The sequence below is a fragment of the Herbaspirillum sp. SJZ099 genome (assembly GCF_007828355.1).
In the GTDB taxonomy this organism is placed as follows: Bacteria; Pseudomonadota; Gammaproteobacteria; order Burkholderiales; family Burkholderiaceae_D; genus Herbaspirillum.
The window spans coordinates 147,615-163,354 of the sequence record NZ_VIUO01000003.1 but is presented as its reverse complement, the minus strand read 5'-3'; the positions used below and the strand labels follow the sequence as shown (position 1 = coordinate 163,354).

At 63.8% G+C, this 15,740-nt stretch carries 15 protein-coding genes; 6 read left to right on the top strand and 9 right to left on the bottom strand.

Features of this window, described 5'->3' with window-relative positions; translation table 11 throughout:
• Positions 1–24: 24 nt before the first annotated feature.
• From FB597_RS08595 to FB597_RS08575, 5 genes are read left to right on the top strand one after another with little or no spacing between them, the layout of a single operon-like run.
• Positions 25–1,602, top strand: a complete 1,578-nt coding sequence (locus tag FB597_RS08595; protein WP_144769206.1) for a methyl-accepting chemotaxis protein — start codon at positions 25–27, stop codon at positions 1,600–1,602.
• A 27-nt stretch (positions 1,603–1,629) separates the two neighbouring features.
• Positions 1,630–2,220 carry a chemotaxis protein CheW gene (locus FB597_RS08590; protein ID WP_141914435.1) on the top strand — a complete coding sequence of 197 codons (591 nt, stop codon included), beginning with the start codon at positions 1,630–1,632 and terminating at the stop codon, positions 2,218–2,220.
• Between the two features lie 4 nt (positions 2,221–2,224).
• The gene (locus FB597_RS08585; protein WP_141914434.1) at positions 2,225–3,052 is read left to right on the top strand and encodes a protein-glutamate O-methyltransferase CheR; all 828 of its coding nucleotides are present in this window, start codon (positions 2,225–2,227) and stop codon (positions 3,050–3,052) included.
• A gap of 58 nt (positions 3,053–3,110) precedes the next feature.
• The gene (locus FB597_RS08580) at positions 3,111–4,271 is read left to right on the top strand and encodes a chemotaxis response regulator protein-glutamate methylesterase (RefSeq protein ID WP_141914433.1); all 1,161 of its coding nucleotides are present in this window, start codon (positions 3,111–3,113) and stop codon (positions 4,269–4,271) included.
• Positions 4,249–5,526 carry an EAL domain-containing protein gene (locus FB597_RS08575; RefSeq protein ID WP_141914432.1) on the top strand — a complete coding sequence of 426 codons (1,278 nt, stop codon included), beginning with the start codon at positions 4,249–4,251 and terminating at the stop codon, positions 5,524–5,526. Before FB597_RS08580 ends, FB597_RS08575 begins: the two co-directional genes overlap by 23 nt.
• 21 nt (positions 5,527–5,547) lie before the next feature.
• Here the strand turns inward: FB597_RS08575 and folK are convergent, their stop codons facing one another.
• The 5 genes from folK to FB597_RS08550 form a co-directional block, all read right to left on the bottom strand.
• Positions 5,548–6,033: a 2-amino-4-hydroxy-6-hydroxymethyldihydropteridine diphosphokinase gene (folK, locus tag FB597_RS08570; protein ID WP_255517119.1), complete on the bottom strand. Its 486-nt coding sequence runs from the start codon at positions 6,031–6,033 to the stop codon at positions 5,548–5,550.
• A gap of 7 nt (positions 6,034–6,040) precedes the next feature.
• Entirely contained in the window at positions 6,041–7,588 is a 1,548-nt protein-coding gene (gene pcnB / locus FB597_RS08565; RefSeq protein ID WP_144769202.1) for a polynucleotide adenylyltransferase PcnB, read from the bottom strand.
• Positions 7,585–8,265, bottom strand: a complete 681-nt coding sequence (locus FB597_RS08560; protein ID WP_141914429.1) for an HAD family phosphatase — start codon at positions 8,263–8,265, stop codon at positions 7,585–7,587. The genes pcnB and FB597_RS08560 overlap by 4 nt, the downstream gene beginning before the upstream one ends.
• Positions 8,262–8,969: a DnaA regulatory inactivator Hda gene (gene hda, locus FB597_RS08555; protein WP_144769200.1), complete on the bottom strand. Its 708-nt coding sequence runs from the start codon at positions 8,967–8,969 to the stop codon at positions 8,262–8,264. Before hda ends, FB597_RS08560 begins: the two co-directional genes overlap by 4 nt.
• Before the next feature lie 204 nt (positions 8,970–9,173).
• Positions 9,174–10,256 carry an AI-2E family transporter gene (locus tag FB597_RS08550; protein WP_144769198.1) on the bottom strand — a complete coding sequence of 361 codons (1,083 nt, stop codon included), beginning with the start codon at positions 10,254–10,256 and terminating at the stop codon, positions 9,174–9,176.
• 102 nt (positions 10,257–10,358) lie between these two features.
• Here FB597_RS08550 and purM point away from each other — a divergent pair, with 102 nt between their 5' ends.
• Complete coding sequence (purM, locus tag FB597_RS08545; protein WP_144769196.1) at positions 10,359–11,402, top strand: phosphoribosylformylglycinamidine cyclo-ligase; 1,044 nt, start codon at positions 10,359–10,361, stop codon at positions 11,400–11,402.
• A gap of 107 nt (positions 11,403–11,509) precedes the next feature.
• Here the strand turns inward: purM and FB597_RS08540 are convergent, their stop codons facing one another.
• From FB597_RS08540 to FB597_RS08525, 4 genes are all read right to left on the bottom strand, one after another.
• On the bottom strand, positions 11,510–12,388 hold the full coding sequence (locus FB597_RS08540; RefSeq protein WP_141914425.1) for a peptidase: 879 nt from the start codon (positions 12,386–12,388) through the stop codon (positions 11,510–11,512).
• 144 nt (positions 12,389–12,532) lie between these two features.
• A complete protein-coding gene (locus tag FB597_RS08535; RefSeq protein WP_144769194.1) occupies positions 12,533–13,525 on the bottom strand; it encodes an alpha-E domain-containing protein in 993 nt (330 codons plus the stop codon).
• Position 13,526: 1 nt separating this feature from the next.
• Positions 13,527–14,954, bottom strand: coding sequence for a circularly permuted type 2 ATP-grasp protein (locus tag FB597_RS08530; protein WP_141914423.1), 1,428 nt, complete (start codon positions 14,952–14,954; stop codon positions 13,527–13,529).
• 293 nt (positions 14,955–15,247) lie between these two features.
• On the bottom strand, positions 15,248–15,685 hold the full coding sequence (locus FB597_RS08525; protein WP_141914422.1) for a cupin domain-containing protein: 438 nt from the start codon (positions 15,683–15,685) through the stop codon (positions 15,248–15,250).
• Positions 15,686–15,740 lie beyond the last annotated feature (55 nt).

The window sequence follows — 15,740 nt, the reverse complement described above, 5'->3', positions numbered from 1 at the left end:
GTTGCACCCGATAAGGGCTACATCATGAAACTTGCCAACAAACTTGCTCTGTTTTTCACCGCGGCGGCTTTGGTTACGCTGGCAGCCGGCATCCAGGGGGCCTACAACTTGTACAAGGTGAACAGCCTGCTGCAGGAGATCTATGTCTCCAACCTCAAGACGATCGTGAATCTAGACGGAGTCCGGAAAGGGACGCAGGACATTTACCTCAGCATGCTCATGGCGCAGAAGGCCGACAGCCCGGCCGAGGGGACGCGCATCGCCAATGAGCTGGAGTCGGCCGTGGCCGAAATGAACAAGTATTTCGACGATTACAAGGGAACCACGGTGCTTTCGTCGCTGGAGGGCGAGTTGCAACGGAAAATCGAGCCGGTGCTGCAAGAGTATGTGCGGACGGCCAGGGAGGTCAGCAAACAGATGCAGGAGGAACAGGCCGCCGCGGGAGCCGCCAATGCGTATGTGCAACTGCAGCGTGCGCGTTACGAGTTGGGATTGCTGATCCAGGAAAACGTGCGGCAGGCGGAAGGGAATAAGGCGCGCGCCGAAGAACTGGAGCGCAGTAACATGACCAGCGCGATCGGGAGTACCGTGCTGGCGGCGCTCATCGCGCTGCTCCTGGGCCTGTATACGCGCTACCTGTTTGCGCGCCAGATCGGCGGCGACCCGCGCGAGGCGATGGAGTCGCTCAGGCGTGCCGCCGCTGGCGACCTGACCACCCGTTTCAATGTTTCCCGCCTGGGGGGCGGCAGCATGCTCGACAGCGCGCAACAGATGGTGGACCGGCTCAACGGCGTGCTGCATGACGTCAGCCAGGCCATTTCCATGTTGGCCAGCGCCTCCGGCCAGCTGGCCGCCGCGGCCCAGCAGTTGAGCGACAACTCCTTGCGGCAGGCGAGCAACGCCGAAGAGACGGGATCCGTGGTGGAGGAAATCACCGCCACCGTCGGCCACAATACCGACAACGCCAACAAGACCAACGAGATCGCCGGGGAATCCGCGCGCACGGCAAAGGAAAGCGCGCAAGTGGTGCGCGACACCATCGATGCCATGCGGGCCATTGCGGGACAGATCGGCGTCATTGACGACATTGCCTACCAGACCAACCTGCTGGCGCTCAACGCCTCCATCGAAGCCGCGCGCGCCGGCGAGCATGGCCGGGGGTTCGGCGTGGTGGCGGGCGAGGTGCGCAAGCTGGCCGAACGCTCGCAAGCGGCGGCGCAGGAGATCGTCGGGGTCGCCAGGCGCAGCATGGAACTGGCCGAACGCGCCGGCGGCCTGCTCGACAACATGTTGCCGGCGATCCAGCGCACGGCCGATCTGGTCGACGACATTTCGTTCTCGGCGCGCGAACAGAATTCGGGCCTGGTGCAGATCAACGTGGCCATCGGGCAGATTTCCCAGGCTGCCCAGCTCAATGCGGCCGCCTCGGAAGAGCTGTCGGCGACATCGGAAGAGATGAGCGCCCAGGCGCAGAACCTGCGCGAACTGATGCGCTATTTTTCGCTGGGCGCGCGCCACGGCGCCGGCCATGCCGATGGCGCCCAGGCGTCCGGCAAGCCGCGTCTCGATTCCTCCCGCGCGCCGGCGCTGGAGGCCACATGAGTACCCGACTGGCAAGAGGAGATGAGCATGCCTAGCGTGTCGTTGAATGGCGCACCGGTCAAGAAAAGACATCCGGAAGAGGTGGTGGAGAGCCGCCAGTACCTGACGTTCCTGGTCGGCGCCGAAAGCTTCGCGATGCCCATCGGCAGCATTCGCGAAATCATCGAGTTCGGCGGCCTGACCGAAGTGCCGCTGATGCCGAGCTTCCTGCGCGGGGTGATCAACCTGCGCGGCTCGGTAGTGCCGGTGGTCGACCTGTCGGTGCGTTTCGGCCGCGCCCCGACCGAGATTGCCAAGCGCACCTGCATCATCATCATGGAGCTGGTGCAGGATGAGCAACAGCTGCTGCTGGGCGTGATGGTCGACGCGGTCAGCGCGGTGCTGAGCGTGCAGGAAGACCGCATCGAGATGCGGCCGTCTTTCGGCGCCGGCGTGCGGGCCGACTTCATCGAAGGCATGATCAACATCAACGAGCGTTTCCTGGTGGTGCTGGACGTGCAGAAGGTGCTTTCCGTGGATGAATTGTCCAGCCTGCTGGGCATGAGTTCAGACGACGTACTTGCAGGGGAAGAGCGTGACGAACGGGCCGGGCGGCAGCCAGAAATCCGGGAAGGCTGACGCCATGGACAGCGCCTTGGCGATGGCTCCGGAGGTCAGCGATTGCGACATGCTGCTGTTCCAGCAACTGTTCAAGCAGCATATCGGCCTGAACCTGCCCATCACGAAGAAGGCGTTGCTGCAAAGCCGCTTGAGCGGACGCATGCATGAACTGGGGCTGGCGCAGTTGAGCGATTACCATGCGCTCATTTCCGGCGCGCAGGGGAGCGAAGAGCGCCAGCGGGCGATCGACCTGATCACCACCAACGAAACCTATTTCTTCCGCGAACAGAGCCATTTCGATTTCCTCAGCGCCGAACTGCTCCCGGCCTGGTCCGGCATGAAAATGCTGCGCGCCTGGAGCGCGGCCAGCTCGACCGGCGAGGAAGCCTATACGCTGGCCATGCTGCTGGACCACCATCGTCCCGGCGGGTCGTGGTCGGTATTCGCTTCCGACATCAGCATGCGCGTGCTCGGTTTCGCGCGCCGGGCGCTGTACCCGATGGCGCGCGGCCAGAACATTCCGAAGGCTTATCTCAAACGTTATTGCCTGCGCGGGACCGGCGAATACGAGGGGCATTTCCTGGTGGATGGAGAGCTGCGCCGCAAGGTGGAGTTCGCCCAGCGCAACCTGATGGACCTGGACGCCTTCGACGACGGCAGCTTCGACCTGATTTTCCTGCGTAACGTGATCATCTATTTCGACTTCCCCACCAAGACCAAGGTGCTCAATGACGTGATCAGGCGCTTGCGGCCCGGCGGTTACCTGGTGGTCGGGCACTCCGAATCGCTGCATGGGATGCTGCTGGGGCTGGAGATGCATTCGCCGTCCATTTACAGGAAGCCGCAATGAACCCCCGCAGCACCGCCATTGCCGCGGCGGCGGGCGGCGGGCGGCGAGGGAGACGGCCATGATCAGGGTCATGGTGGTGGATGACTCGTCGGTGGTGCGCCAGCTGATGCAGGAGTTGCTCAGCGCCACCAGCGACATCCAGGTCGTGGCCACGGCATCCGACCCCATCTTTGCCATGCGCAAGATGCGGCAGGATTGGCCGGATGTGATCGTGCTCGATATCGAGATGCCGCGCATGGACGGCATCACCTTCCTGAAGCAGATCATGGCGCTGCGCCCGACGCCGGTGATCATCTGTTCGGCGCGCACCGACAGCAGCGCCGAGATCACCATGGAGGCGCTGGCCGCCGGCGCGGTCAGCATCATTTCCAAGCCGGCGCTGGGCGTGCGCAATTTTTTGCACGACGCTTTCGACGACCTGGCCAACGCCATCCGCGCCGCGGCCCAGGCGCATCTGGGGCATCCCGCCGCGCAACCTGCCCAGCCTGCGCCGGCAACGGCGGCGGCCGTGGAAATCCGCAGGCCCAAGACGCCGCCTCGGGAAATGTTGCATGGCAAGGACTGGGACGGCGATCTGCAGAAATACAGCGCCGACGTGGTGCTCGATGCCCCGAGAGGGGGCGATGCGGCGTGTCCGGAGACGGCCAGGATCGTCGCCATCGGCGCCTCGACCGGCGGACCGCAAGCGCTGGAGCTGGTGCTGGGCGGGCTGTCGCAACACTGTCCGGGAGTGGTGGTGGTGCAGCACATGCCGGAGCGGTTCACGCATAGTTTTGCCGAGCGTCTGCACAAGATTTCGCAAGTCGATGTCAAGGAGGCCGTGCACCTGGATATGGTGATGCCGGGCCGCGTCCTGATCGCGCCGGGCGGCATGCATCTGGTAGTAAAGCGGGATGGCGTGCAGTACTATGTAGAAGTCATCAACGGCCCTCTCGTGAGCCGGCACAAGCCCTCGGTGGATGTGCTGTTCCGCTCGATGGCGAAGGCTGCCGGCAGCAACGGGGTCGGCATCATCATGACCGGCATGGGCGACGACGGCGCCCGCGGCATGAAGGAAATGGCCGATCGCGGCGCGAATACCTACGCCCAGGACGAACGCAGCAGCGTCGTCTTCGGCATGCCAAAAGAAGCAATACAGCTGGGTGGCGTCCACGATGTCATCTCCCTCGAAAACATCTCTGCCGTGATTGAACAATATGGCCTCCGAGAACTTAAGTGACCTGATCGAGTCGGCGCTGGTGGTCGACGACAGCGCGCTGCAGCGCCAGCATACCGTCGGCCTGCTGCAGGAACTGGGAATAGACATGATCTACGAGGCCGGCAACGGCAACGAGGCGCTGGACTTGCTGGCCTTGTTGAAGCTGCCGCCGGGGGTGGCCGTGATCGACCTTGAGATGCCGGGCATGGATGGCATCGAACTGATCCAGCAACTGCAGCAGAAGGGCGTGAACATGCCGCTCATCGTCGCCTCCAGCCGCGAGGCTGCGTTGCTGCAGTCGGTGGAGACCATGATCCAGGCGCTTGGCATGCATGTCCTCGGCGCGCTGCAAAAGCCGCTGAGCAACGAGAAGCTGGCGGCCGCGCTGCACACCTTCACGCCGTTGCACAGCAATGCGCGGCAGCATGCCGACCCCGGCCCGTCGATGTGCGAGGCCGACCTGGCGGCGGCCATCGCCAATGGCCAGATCGTTCCCTACTACCAGCCCAAGGTCGACGTGCAGACCGGGATCCTGAAAGGCGTCGAAGCGCTGGCGCGCTGGATCCATCCCGAGCGCGGCATGATCCCGCCGGACCGTTTCATCCCGCTGGCCGAAAACTGCGGCCTGATCCATGACCTCACCATCAGCATGATGGACCAGGCCACCGCGCAGGCGGCGGTCTGGCACAGCCGCGGGCTGGCGATCAAGGTGGCGGTGAACCTGTCGCCGCTGTCGCTGGAGCAGCCCGATTTCATGCAGCGGATCATGGGGCTGGTGGAGCGCCATGCGCTGCCGGCCGACCGCGTGGTGCTGGAAATTACCGAAGGTTCGGTGGTGGCGCACAAGGGCAATTCGCTGGGCATGCTGGCGCGCTTGCGGCTCAAAGGTTTTGGCCTGTCGATCGACGATTACGGCACCGGCTTTTCTTCGATGCAGCAGTTGGCGCGCATCCCGTTTACCGAGTTGAAGATCGACCGTTCCTTCGTGCATGGCGCGCATGAACGCAAGAACCTGCGCGTGATCTTGCAGTCCGCATTGGACATGGCGCGGCGCCTGGAGCTGGTGACGGTGGCCGAAGGCATCGAGAACATGGAGGACTGGCGCCTGCTGCAGGACTTCGGCTGCAATATCGGGCAAGGCTATCTGATCGCCAAGCCCATACAGGCCAATGAGCTGCCCTTGTGGCTCAAGGGGCACCATCGCCGCCTGCCGGAATTGCGACCCTTGCCGCGCGAGGGCGAAGCGCCCGGCAACGCGCAGGACGGCGCTGCCTGACGGGCGCGCTTTTGCGCAGCCTCAGAGCTTGCTGACGGGTTGGTTGGCGATGCCGGAAAGGCAGGCCTGGGCCGCGCCCACGCCGGGGATCGCGATGGCGGGATCGATTTCCAGCAGCGGCGCCAGAACGAAGGCGCGTTGCGCCATGCGCGGATGCGGCACGGTCAATTCGTCGCCGCCGATGATGCGGTCGCCATACAACAACACATCCAGATCGAGCGTGCGCGGCGCGTTGCGGTAGGGGCGCTCGCGGCCGTGTTCCAGCTCGATCTTCTGCAGCGCGTGCAGCAGCTCGAGCGGGGCCAGCGAGGTGGCAAGCTGCGCGACGGCGTTGATGTAGTCGTCGCCGCTGGCGTCGACCGGCGCCGTGCGATAGAGCGACGACGTGCGCAGCAACTGCGATTGCGGCAAGGCGGCCAGCCGCCTGATCGCCTCTTCGACCGTGCCGCGGGCATCGCCGAGATTGCCGCCGATGCCGATGTAGGCGATGGCTTGCTGCGCTTGCATTGATGCGTCAGTCGTTGTCGCCGGCGGGCGCGGCGTCGGCGCCGCCCGATGCGCCGCCGCTGCGACTGCGGCTGCGACGACGGCGCCTGGGGGCCTGGGCGCTGCCGGCATCGGCGCTTTCCGGTGCGGCGGGGGCCGTCTTTTCAGGCGCCGGCACGGGCGCCGGCGCCGCTTCCGCGGCGGTATCGTTGTCCGCTTCTCCTTGCGCGGCATCCTTTGAGCGGCTGCGGCCGCCGCGGCGCTTGCGTTTCTTGGGCGCGGGGCCGGAAGCGGTATCGGCTGGCTTGCGGGCGATCAGTTCTTCGCGCTCGGCGCCGCTGCCGCCGATGAAGGCGCTCCACCATTCGCCCAGCTCGGCGTCGAGCTCGCCCGATGCGCAACGCAGCATCAGGAAGTCGTAGCCGGCGCGCAGGCGCAGGTGCTCCAGCAGCTTGTAGGGCGCCTTGCCGACGCGGCGTTCGAAGCGCGGCTGCATGGCCCAGATGTCGCGCATGTCGGAGGCGATCTTGCGCTGCAGGGCCAGCTTTTCGGTCTGGGCATCGAGCACGTCGTCGGCGGCCAGGTGCAGCGCGGGGATCGGATATTCGCCGGCGGCCTGGTAGGCGCGCCATTTCTCCAGCACCTGGTGCCACAGCAGCGAGGCGAACAGGAACCCGGGCGACACCGGCTTGCCTTCTTTGACGCGGGCGTCGGTATTGGCCAGCGCCAGCGTCACGAACTTCTCTCCCAGCGGCTGTTCCAGCACCACGTCCAGCAGCGGCAACAACCCGTGGTGCAGGCCTTCCTTGCGCAGCTGCTGCAGGCAGGCCAGGGCGTGTCCGCTCATGAGCAGCTTGAGCATCTCGTCGAACACGCGCGCGGCCGGCACGTTGTCGATCAGCGGCGCCATCACGCGGATGGGTGCGCTGCTGGCCGGGTCGATGGTGAACTTGAGCTTGGCGGCGAAGCGCACCACGCGCAGCATGCGCACCGGGTCTTCGCGGTAGCGCGCTTCGGGCTCGCCGATGATGCGCAGCTTCCTGGCGCGGATGTCGGCGATGCCGCCGTGGTAATCCAGCACCGTCTGCGTGGCCGGATCGTAGTACATGGCGTTGATGGTGAAGTCGCGCCGCACCGCGTCCTCATGCTGTTCGCCGAAGGTGTTGTCGCGCAGCACGCGGCCGTGTTCGTCCTTGGGCGAGTTGTCGGCCGAGGCGCCGCGGAAGGTGGTGACTTCGATCAGTTCCTGGCCGAACATCACGTGCACGATCTGGAAGCGGCGGCCGATGATGAAGGCGCGGCGGAACAATTGCTTGACCTGTTCCGGAGTGGCGTTGGTGGCGACGTCGAAGTCCTTGGGCTTGACCGACAGCAGCAGGTCGCGCACCGCGCCGCCGACGATGAAGGCCTTGAAGCCGGCTTCCTGCAGCGTCTGGGTCACGCGCACCGCGTTGGGCGACACCAGCGAAGGATCGATGCCGTGCTGTTTGGGGCCGAGCACGTCCGGTTCGGTGGCGTCGGAAGCGGCGCCTTTCTTGCCCTTGCCCAGGATCGAGCGAATCAGTTTCTTGATCATTGCGCGTGGCCGTCGAAGAGATTGATCACCGGCCAGCCGCGCGCCTGGGCATGCGCCAGCAGCTTGGCGTTGGGGTTGGTGGCCACCGGATCGGTCACGCGTTCGAGCAGCGGGATGTCGTTTTGCGAGTCGCTGTAGAAGTAGCTGCGCTCGAACTTGGCCAGCGTGTGTCCGAGCCGGTCCAGCCAGGCTTCGGTGTGGACGATCTTGCCGGGACCGTAGGTCGGCGTGCCGCGCAGCTTGCCGGTGATGTTGCCGAGTTCGTCCAGCTCCGGCAGGGCGGCGATCAGGTGTTGCACGCCGAAGTGCGAGGCGATGGGCTCGGTCACGAAGTGGTTGGTGGCAGTGACGATGGCGACCAGGTCGCCGGCGTCCAGGTGTTTCTTCACCAGCGCCAGCGCCTGCGGCAGGATCGCCGGCTGGATCACTTCAGCCATGAACTGGCGATGCATCTCGTCCAGTTGCGCGCGCGGGAACCTGGCGAGGATGCCGAAGGCGAACTCCAGGTACTTGACCGGGTCCAGCGTGCCCGCCTGGTATTGGGCGAACCATTGGTCGTTGGCCTGCCTGAAGCTGGCGGCATCGACGGCGCCGGTGCGGGCCAGGAACTCGCCCCACTCGTGGTCGGAGTCGAGCGGAAGCAGCGTGTGGTCGAGGTCGAATAAGGCAAGGTTCATTGTTGTTCGGTTTCCTGTTGTAACAGATCGCGCAGCAGTGGCAGCGTAATGGCGCGCTTGGTCGCCAGCGAGTAGCGGTCCAGCGCATCGAGCATGCGCGACAGCGAAGGCATGTCGCGCCGGTAATGGGTCAGCAGGTAGGGCAGCATGCCGGGCGGCAGTTCCAGCCCGCGGCCTTGCGCGGCCTGCGCGAGGGCGGCGATTTTTTCGTCGTCCGACAGGCCGTGCACCTGGTAGATCAGGCCCCAGCCCAGGCGGGTGCGCAGGTCTTCGCGCAGTTCCAGCCGGGTCGGCGGCAGCGCGCCGGTCGATACCAGCCAGCCGCCCTGTTCGCGGATCTGGTTGAACAGGTTGAAGGCGGCGATCTGGGCTGGCGGACCGAGCTGGTCGGCGTCGTCGATCAGGTAGTGCGCGACCTGCGGGCTGTACTCGAAGGTCGATTCCGGCGCATCGGCGGCGATCAGGCGCGCTTGATCGCCGGCCTGGTGCGCGATGGCATGCAGCAGGTGGCTCTTGCCGGCGCCGGCTTCGGCCCAGAGGTAGAGGAAGCGGTCGGTGCTGGCGCTGGCGGTGTGGGCGGACTTGTCCGCGCCGGCCGTGGCGAGTTGCTGCAAGCGCTGCAGCAGTTCTTCATTGCGGCCAGTAACGAAAGTATCGAAGCTTTGCGGCTGGTCCGCGCTTAAATCGAGCGGAATCTGTTTCATCGGAATGTGTTATGTCCTATTCCAGCCCCGGAAACGGGCCGGATACAAGGCACGACGACATGCCGCAGCGGCGCTGCGGCAAGGAGAAATAAGGCGGCGGGCGGCCCGTTTCCGGGGCCGCCCGAAGGAGTTCGGATGAGCGTGCGCCTTGCGCGGCATTGCTTCTCATTCGGACGCTGGGGCTGGAATAGGACATGGCGCACGTCAGTGGTTGTAAAAATTGCTGGCCAGATAGGCGCGCCGCACGTGCATGGCGATCACCGAGACGATGGCCGATGCCGGCAGCGCCAGCAGCACGCCCACGAAGCCGAACAACTGGCCGAACGCCAGCAGCGCGAAGATCACGACCAGCGGATGCAGGCCGATGCGTTCGCCGACCAGCTTGGGCGTGAGGATAAAGCTTTCCAGCACCTGCCCGATGCCGTAGATCAGCGCCACCCACAGCAAGCCCACGGCGCCGTCGAATTGCAGGATGGCGGCCAGGATCGCCAGCACCAGGCCCATGCCGAAGCCGACGTAGGGAATGAACACCAGCAGGCCGGTCAGCACGCCGACCGGCAGGGCGCTGTCGAAGCCGGCGACCGTGAGCGCCACCGAATAATAGACCGCCAGCGTCAGCATCACCAGCAACTGGCCGCGCAGGTACTGGCCCAGCAGGTCGTTGACTTCGGTCGCCATGAGATTGATGCGCGGCGCCCAGCGGCGCGGGATCATGCTCTGCACGCGCTTGATGAAGGGATGCCAGTCCTGCAGCAGGTAGAACAGCACCATCGGCACAAACAGCAGATTGGCGGCCCAGGCCAGCAGCGCCGTGCCGCCCGCGCGCGCCGAGGCCAGCACGGAGGTCCACATTTCATCGCTGCTGGTGCTGATCTGCTGGGTCAGCAAGGCCTTGATGCCGGCCAGATCCAGCCGCACGTCGATGCCCAATAGGTGCAGGCGCGGCGACACGATGGCGTTGAGCTTGTCCAGCAACGGCGGTATTTGCGCCTGCAATTGCGGGATCTGGCGCAGCAGCAGCGGCACGACGATCAGCACCAGCGCCAGCACGGCCAATATCAGCAGCAAAATCATGACGGTCACGGCCACGAAGCGCGGCACCCGCAGCGGGCCGATGCGGCGGCTGGCGATCCAGTCCACGCCCGGATTGAGCGCGTAGCCGATGATGCCGGCGGCGATGAATGGCGACAGCATGGGGCCGAGCGCGGCCAGCAGGGCCAGCAGCAGGATTCCGACGATCAGCCACACCAGATTTTGTTTTTGCTCTTCGGATAAAGAAAAAGGCATGGAATCGGGGTTTGGGGGTGTCGGTTTTGTTAAAATCACGGTTTAGCGGGGTTTATCAACCCCGGATTTCCTTATTTTACCGTCTTCACTGGCAATATCATCATGACTTCATCATCCAATGTCTCCCTTTCCTACCGCGACGCCGGCGTCGACATCGATGCCGGCGACGCCCTGGTGGAGGCAATCAAGCCTTTTGCCAAGCGCACCACCCGCGAAGGCGTGCTGGGAGGCATTGGCGGTTTCGGCGCCCTGTTCGAGATCAGCAAGAAATACAAGGAGCCGGTGCTGGTGTCCGGCACCGACGGCGTGGGCACCAAGCTGAAGCTGGCGTTCCATCTTAACAGGCACGATACGGTCGGTATCGACCTGGTCGCCATGAGCGTCAACGACATCCTGGTGCAGGGCGCCGAGCCGCTGTTCTTCCTCGACTACTTTGCCTGCGGCAAGCTGGACGTGGCTTCGGCCACCGATGTCATCAAGGGCATCGCCGCCGGCTGCGAACAGGCCGGTTGCGCCCTGATCGGCGGCGAAACCGCCGAAATGCCCAGCATGTACCCCGATGGCGAGTACGACCTGGCCGGTTTCGCGGTCGGCGCGGTGGAAAAGTCCAAGATCATCGACGGCACCAAGATCGCACCGGGCGACGTGGTGCTGGGCCTGGCCTCGTCGGGCGCGCATTCCAACGGCTACTCGCTGGTGCGCAAGATCCTGGAAGTGGCCAAGCCCGACCTGAACGCCGATTTCCACGGCCGCAAGCTGGCCGACGTGCTGATGGCGCCGACCCGCATCTATGTCAAGCCGCTGCTGTCGCTGATGGAGAAGCTGGAAGTCAAGGGCATGGTCCACATCACCGGCGGCGGCCTGGTGGAAAACATCCCGCGCGTGCTGCAGGACAACCTGACCGCGGAACTGGACGCCAAGTCCTGGACCATGCCGCCGCTGTTTTCCTGGCTGCAGCAGCACGGCGGCGTGGCCGATGCCGAGATGCACCGCGTCTTCAACTGCGGCATCGGCATGACCGTGATCGTCTCCAGGGAAAACGCGGACGCCGCCGAAGCGCACCTGAAGGCGGCCGGCGAGACCGTGTTCCGCATCGGCCATATTCGCGCCCGCGCCGAAGGCGAAGCGCAGACGATTGTTGTCTGAAAGAAATTTCCCCTCCCTGGCTTTCCAGCGGAGGGAAAAAGATAAAAAAATGGCTGCGATAGCGATATCGCAGCCATTTTTATTTCCAGAAGGAAATTTTCTGGAATTTAATGGGCCTGTTCCTTATTGCCGTCCTGATGCGCCAGGATCTGGCGCGGCACGGTCGAGGCATTGCGCGCGACATTGGGCGGCGGCGGCACCCGCACCGGTTCGCTGTGGTCGGCGGAGGAAGACAGCACATTGAGCGTGGCTTCCGGTGCGGCATCCCAGACCGGATCGTCGATGGCTTCGAACACGCGCTTCAGTTGGGCGCCCCAGCTGCGGCGGATCATCTGGAAATACTGGTTGTGCTCGTCGATCGTCACGAAACGGCTCACGGCCAGCTCGTCGCTGTTGTAGAGCAGCAGGTCCAGCGGCAGGCCGACCGAGATATTCGACTTCAGCGTCGAGTCCATGGAAATCAGGGCGCACTTGGCGGCCTCGTCCAGCGTGGTCGAAGGCGTGACCACGCGGTCGATGATGGGCTTGCCGTATTTGGCTTCGCCGATCTGGAAATAGGTGTTCTCGTCGTGCGACTCGATGAAGTTGCCGGCCGAATACATCTGGAACAGGCGGCAACGTTCGCCCTTGATCTGGCCGCCGAAGATGATGGAAACGTTGAAGTCGATGCCGAACTTGCCCAGCTCGCCGGCTTCGCGCTCATGCACCGCGCGGATGGCGTCGCCCAGGATCTGTGCCGCCTCGTACATGGAGGTGGCGGTCCAGATGCTGCGCCCCTCGGCGTTGGTGCGCTCGCCCAGCATCTGGCGGATCGACTGCGAAATCGAAAGATTGCCCGCCGTCATCAGGACCATGACGCGATCGCCCGGATTCTCGTAAACACTCATTTTGCGGAAAGTGCCGATATGGTCGACCCCCGCATTGGTTCGCGAATCGGAGAGGAATACCAGGCCGCTGTTCAGGCGCATGGCAACGCAATAGGTCATGATGTGATCTGAAAATGTAAAAACCGGATTTTACAGGAAGCCTTGTCCACCCAAGTCGCGGACAAGGGCTTCTTGTCGCCGTGTGCCTACAGTAACGGCGCAATTCAGAATTTTCTTAGGTAATGGCGTTGGTTTTTTGAATATTCATGCTGCCAAAGGAACAAGAAAATCCCGGCTGATCCGGTTGCCTAGCTCGAAGATGCGCTCCAGGAATACCGTCAGGTAATCGTGCAGCCCGGCATCGAGCACTTCCTCGATGCGCGCGAACTTGAGGTCGGCGTGCAGCTTGCCGGCGAAGCGTTCGGTGTCGGACGAGACGTCGTTGTGCACGTTTTTCAGGTTGGACAGCACATGGCCCATGCAGGCCAGCAGCGAGCGCGGCATGTCGGCGCGCAGGATCAGCAGTTCGGCTACCCGCTCGGGCGTGATGACGTCGCGGTAGACCTTGCGGTAGATCTCGAAACCGGACACCGAGCGCAGGATCGCGGCCCAATAGTAGAAGTCGATCTGGCCGTCGCCTTTCTCTCCGGATTGCGACTGCGATTGCGATTGGCCGTTGTGCTTTTGCGCCTGGCTTTCCTTGGCGCCGTGGAACTTGACGTCGATGATGCGCGCCGTGTTGTCGGCGCGCTCCAGGAAGGTGCCCAGGCGGATGAAGTGGAACGCCTCGTCCTTGAGCATGGTGCCGATGGTGACGCCGCGCGAGAGGTGCGAGCGGTGCTTGACCCATTCGAAGAAATCGCTCGGGTTCTGCTCCAGCGCGTTGGTCTGCAGGTAGGACTGCATCTTGATCCAGGTGGCGTTCTGGATTTCCCAGGCTTCGGTGGTCAGCGCGCCGCGCACCGCGCGCGCGTTCTCGCGCGCCTGGCGCAGGCAGGAGGCGATCGACGAAGGGTTGTTCGGATCGCGCACCATGAAGTCGATCACATCCCTTTGCGTGAGCTGGTCGTACTTCTGGTTGTAGCCGTACAGCAGTTCGGAAATGCCGAGGACGGCGCGCCAGCCTTGCTCGGCGTCATCGGTCGATTGCGGCAGCAGCGCGGTCTGCACATGCACGTCGAGCATGCGCGCGGTGTTTTCGGCGCGCTCGGTGTAGCGGGCCATCCAGAACAGGTGATCGGCGGTACGGCTGAGCATCTTATTTCTCCAGAATCCAGGTGTCCTTGGTGCCGCCGCCCTGCGACGAGTTCACCACCAGCGAGCCTTCCTTGAGCGCTACGCGCGTCAGGCCGCCCTTGACCATCGTCACGTTCTTGCCGGACAGCACGAACGGGCGCAGGTCGAGGTGGCGCGGCGCGATGCCGGCCTCGACATAGGTCGGGCAGACCGACAGCGCCAGCGTGGGCTGGGCGATGTAGCCGTCGGGTTTGGCGATGACGCGGGCGCGGAAGTCCTCGATTTCCTGCTTGGTCGAGGCCGGGCCGACCAGCATGCCGTAGCCGCCGGCGCCGTGCACTTCCTTGACCACCAGCTTCCCGAGGTTGGCCAGCGTGTAGTCGAGGTCTTCCTTCTTGCGGCACTGGTAGGTCGGCACGTTGTTGAGGATGGGTTCTTCCGAGAGATAGAAGCGCACCATGTCCGGCACATACGGATAGATCGACTTGTCGTCGGCCACGCCGGTGCCGATGGCGTTGGTCAGCGTCACCTTGCCGGCGCGGTAGGCCTGCAGCAGGCCCGGCACGCCCAGCGCGGAATCGGGACGGAACGCCAGCGGGTCGAGGAAGTCGTCGTCGATGCGGCGGTAGATCACGTCGACCCGCCTGGGGCCGCGCGTGGTACGCATGTAGACCACGTTGTCCTTGACGAACAGGTCCTGGCCCTCGACCAGCTCCACGCCCATCTGCTGGGCCAGGAAGGCATGTTCGAAATAGGCCGAGTTGTACATGCCCGGGGTCATCACCACCACCACCGGATCGGTCACGCCGGCCGGCGCCACCGAGCGCAGGTTGTCCAGCAGCAGGTCGGGGTAATGGTCGACCGGGGCGATCTTGTGGCGCGTGAACAGGTCGGGGAACAGCCGCATCATCATCTTGCGGTTCTCCAGCATGTACGACACGCCGGAAGGCACGCGCAGGTTGTCTTCGAGCACGTAGAACTCGCCCTCGCCGGCGCGCACGATATCGACGCCGGCGATGTGCGCGTAGATGTCGTTGACCACGTTCACGTCCTGCATCTCGCGGCGGTACTGCGCATTCTGGAAGATCTGCTCGGGAGGGATGATGCCGGCCTTGACGATCTTCTGCTCGTGGTAGATGTCGTGGATGAACATGTTGAGCGTCTTGACGCGCTGCACGAGGCCGGCTTCCAGCTTGGCCCATTCGGCCTTGTGGATGATGCGCGGGATGATGTCGAAGGGGATCAGCCGCTCGGTGCCGGCGTCGTTGCCGTAGACCGCGAAGGTGATGCCGACGCGGCGGAAGATCAGGTCGGACTCGGCACGTTTGCGGGCGATGGTTTCAGCCGACTGCGCCGCCAGCCAGTGGGCGAATTCGGCGTAGTGCTGGCGCACTTGCGGGTTGTCGCTTGCGACGCTCCCCGAATACATCTCATCGAAAAAATGTGCCATAAATTTGATTCGTTTTCCTGGTGTGGACAGGAACTTTTCTAAGTTGAATGTGACGACAAACGAGACGTGGAGATCTTCTGCAAAGGCGCGCGCTTGCTAGCGTGTGCCGGATAAGCCTATCAGAGGCATATGTTTTTGGACAGTGGAAAGTTTCATGGTTTCGATCTTTGCTCCCGATCCGTTTTTCCTTCTTGCACACGTTCGAAAAATCCCGCAAAACCATGCCCCGTTTCATCGAGACCGGTACGCCGATGAAACGGGAGGCCGGGCGGAAAGTGCGCGTCGCGCCCGGCTCAGTTCCACGGCGTGGGCGGCGGCACGGCGCATGGCGCCGGCATGTCGATGGTCTTGAAATCGGCCGGGCTGACGATTTCCAGGTACTCCATGTCGGGCGAATAATCGAACAGGAAATGCACGATGCCGGGGCGCTGGTGTACGCAGTCGCCGGCCTTCACCAGCGTCACCTGGTCTTCATACATGAAACGCGCCCAGCCCTTCAACATGATGACGATGTGGAAATTCGCCTCGTGCCGGTGCCATCCCGTGCCTTCTTCCGGCGCCATATTGGCCTTGACCAGTTGCGCGACCACTTGCCCGCCCGTGGCGGCGGCGATGCCGAGGTCGCGGTAGAGGAAAAAGTCGCGCAACCCTCCCGATTCGTAGGGCGTATCGCCCTCGCATACATGCGAGAACGTGTTTCCTGCCAATACGCTTTCAGCTACCGTGTTCATCACATCCATCCTTTCTGCGGCGTCCCGCATTTGGCTTGCGACAAAAATAGCTGCG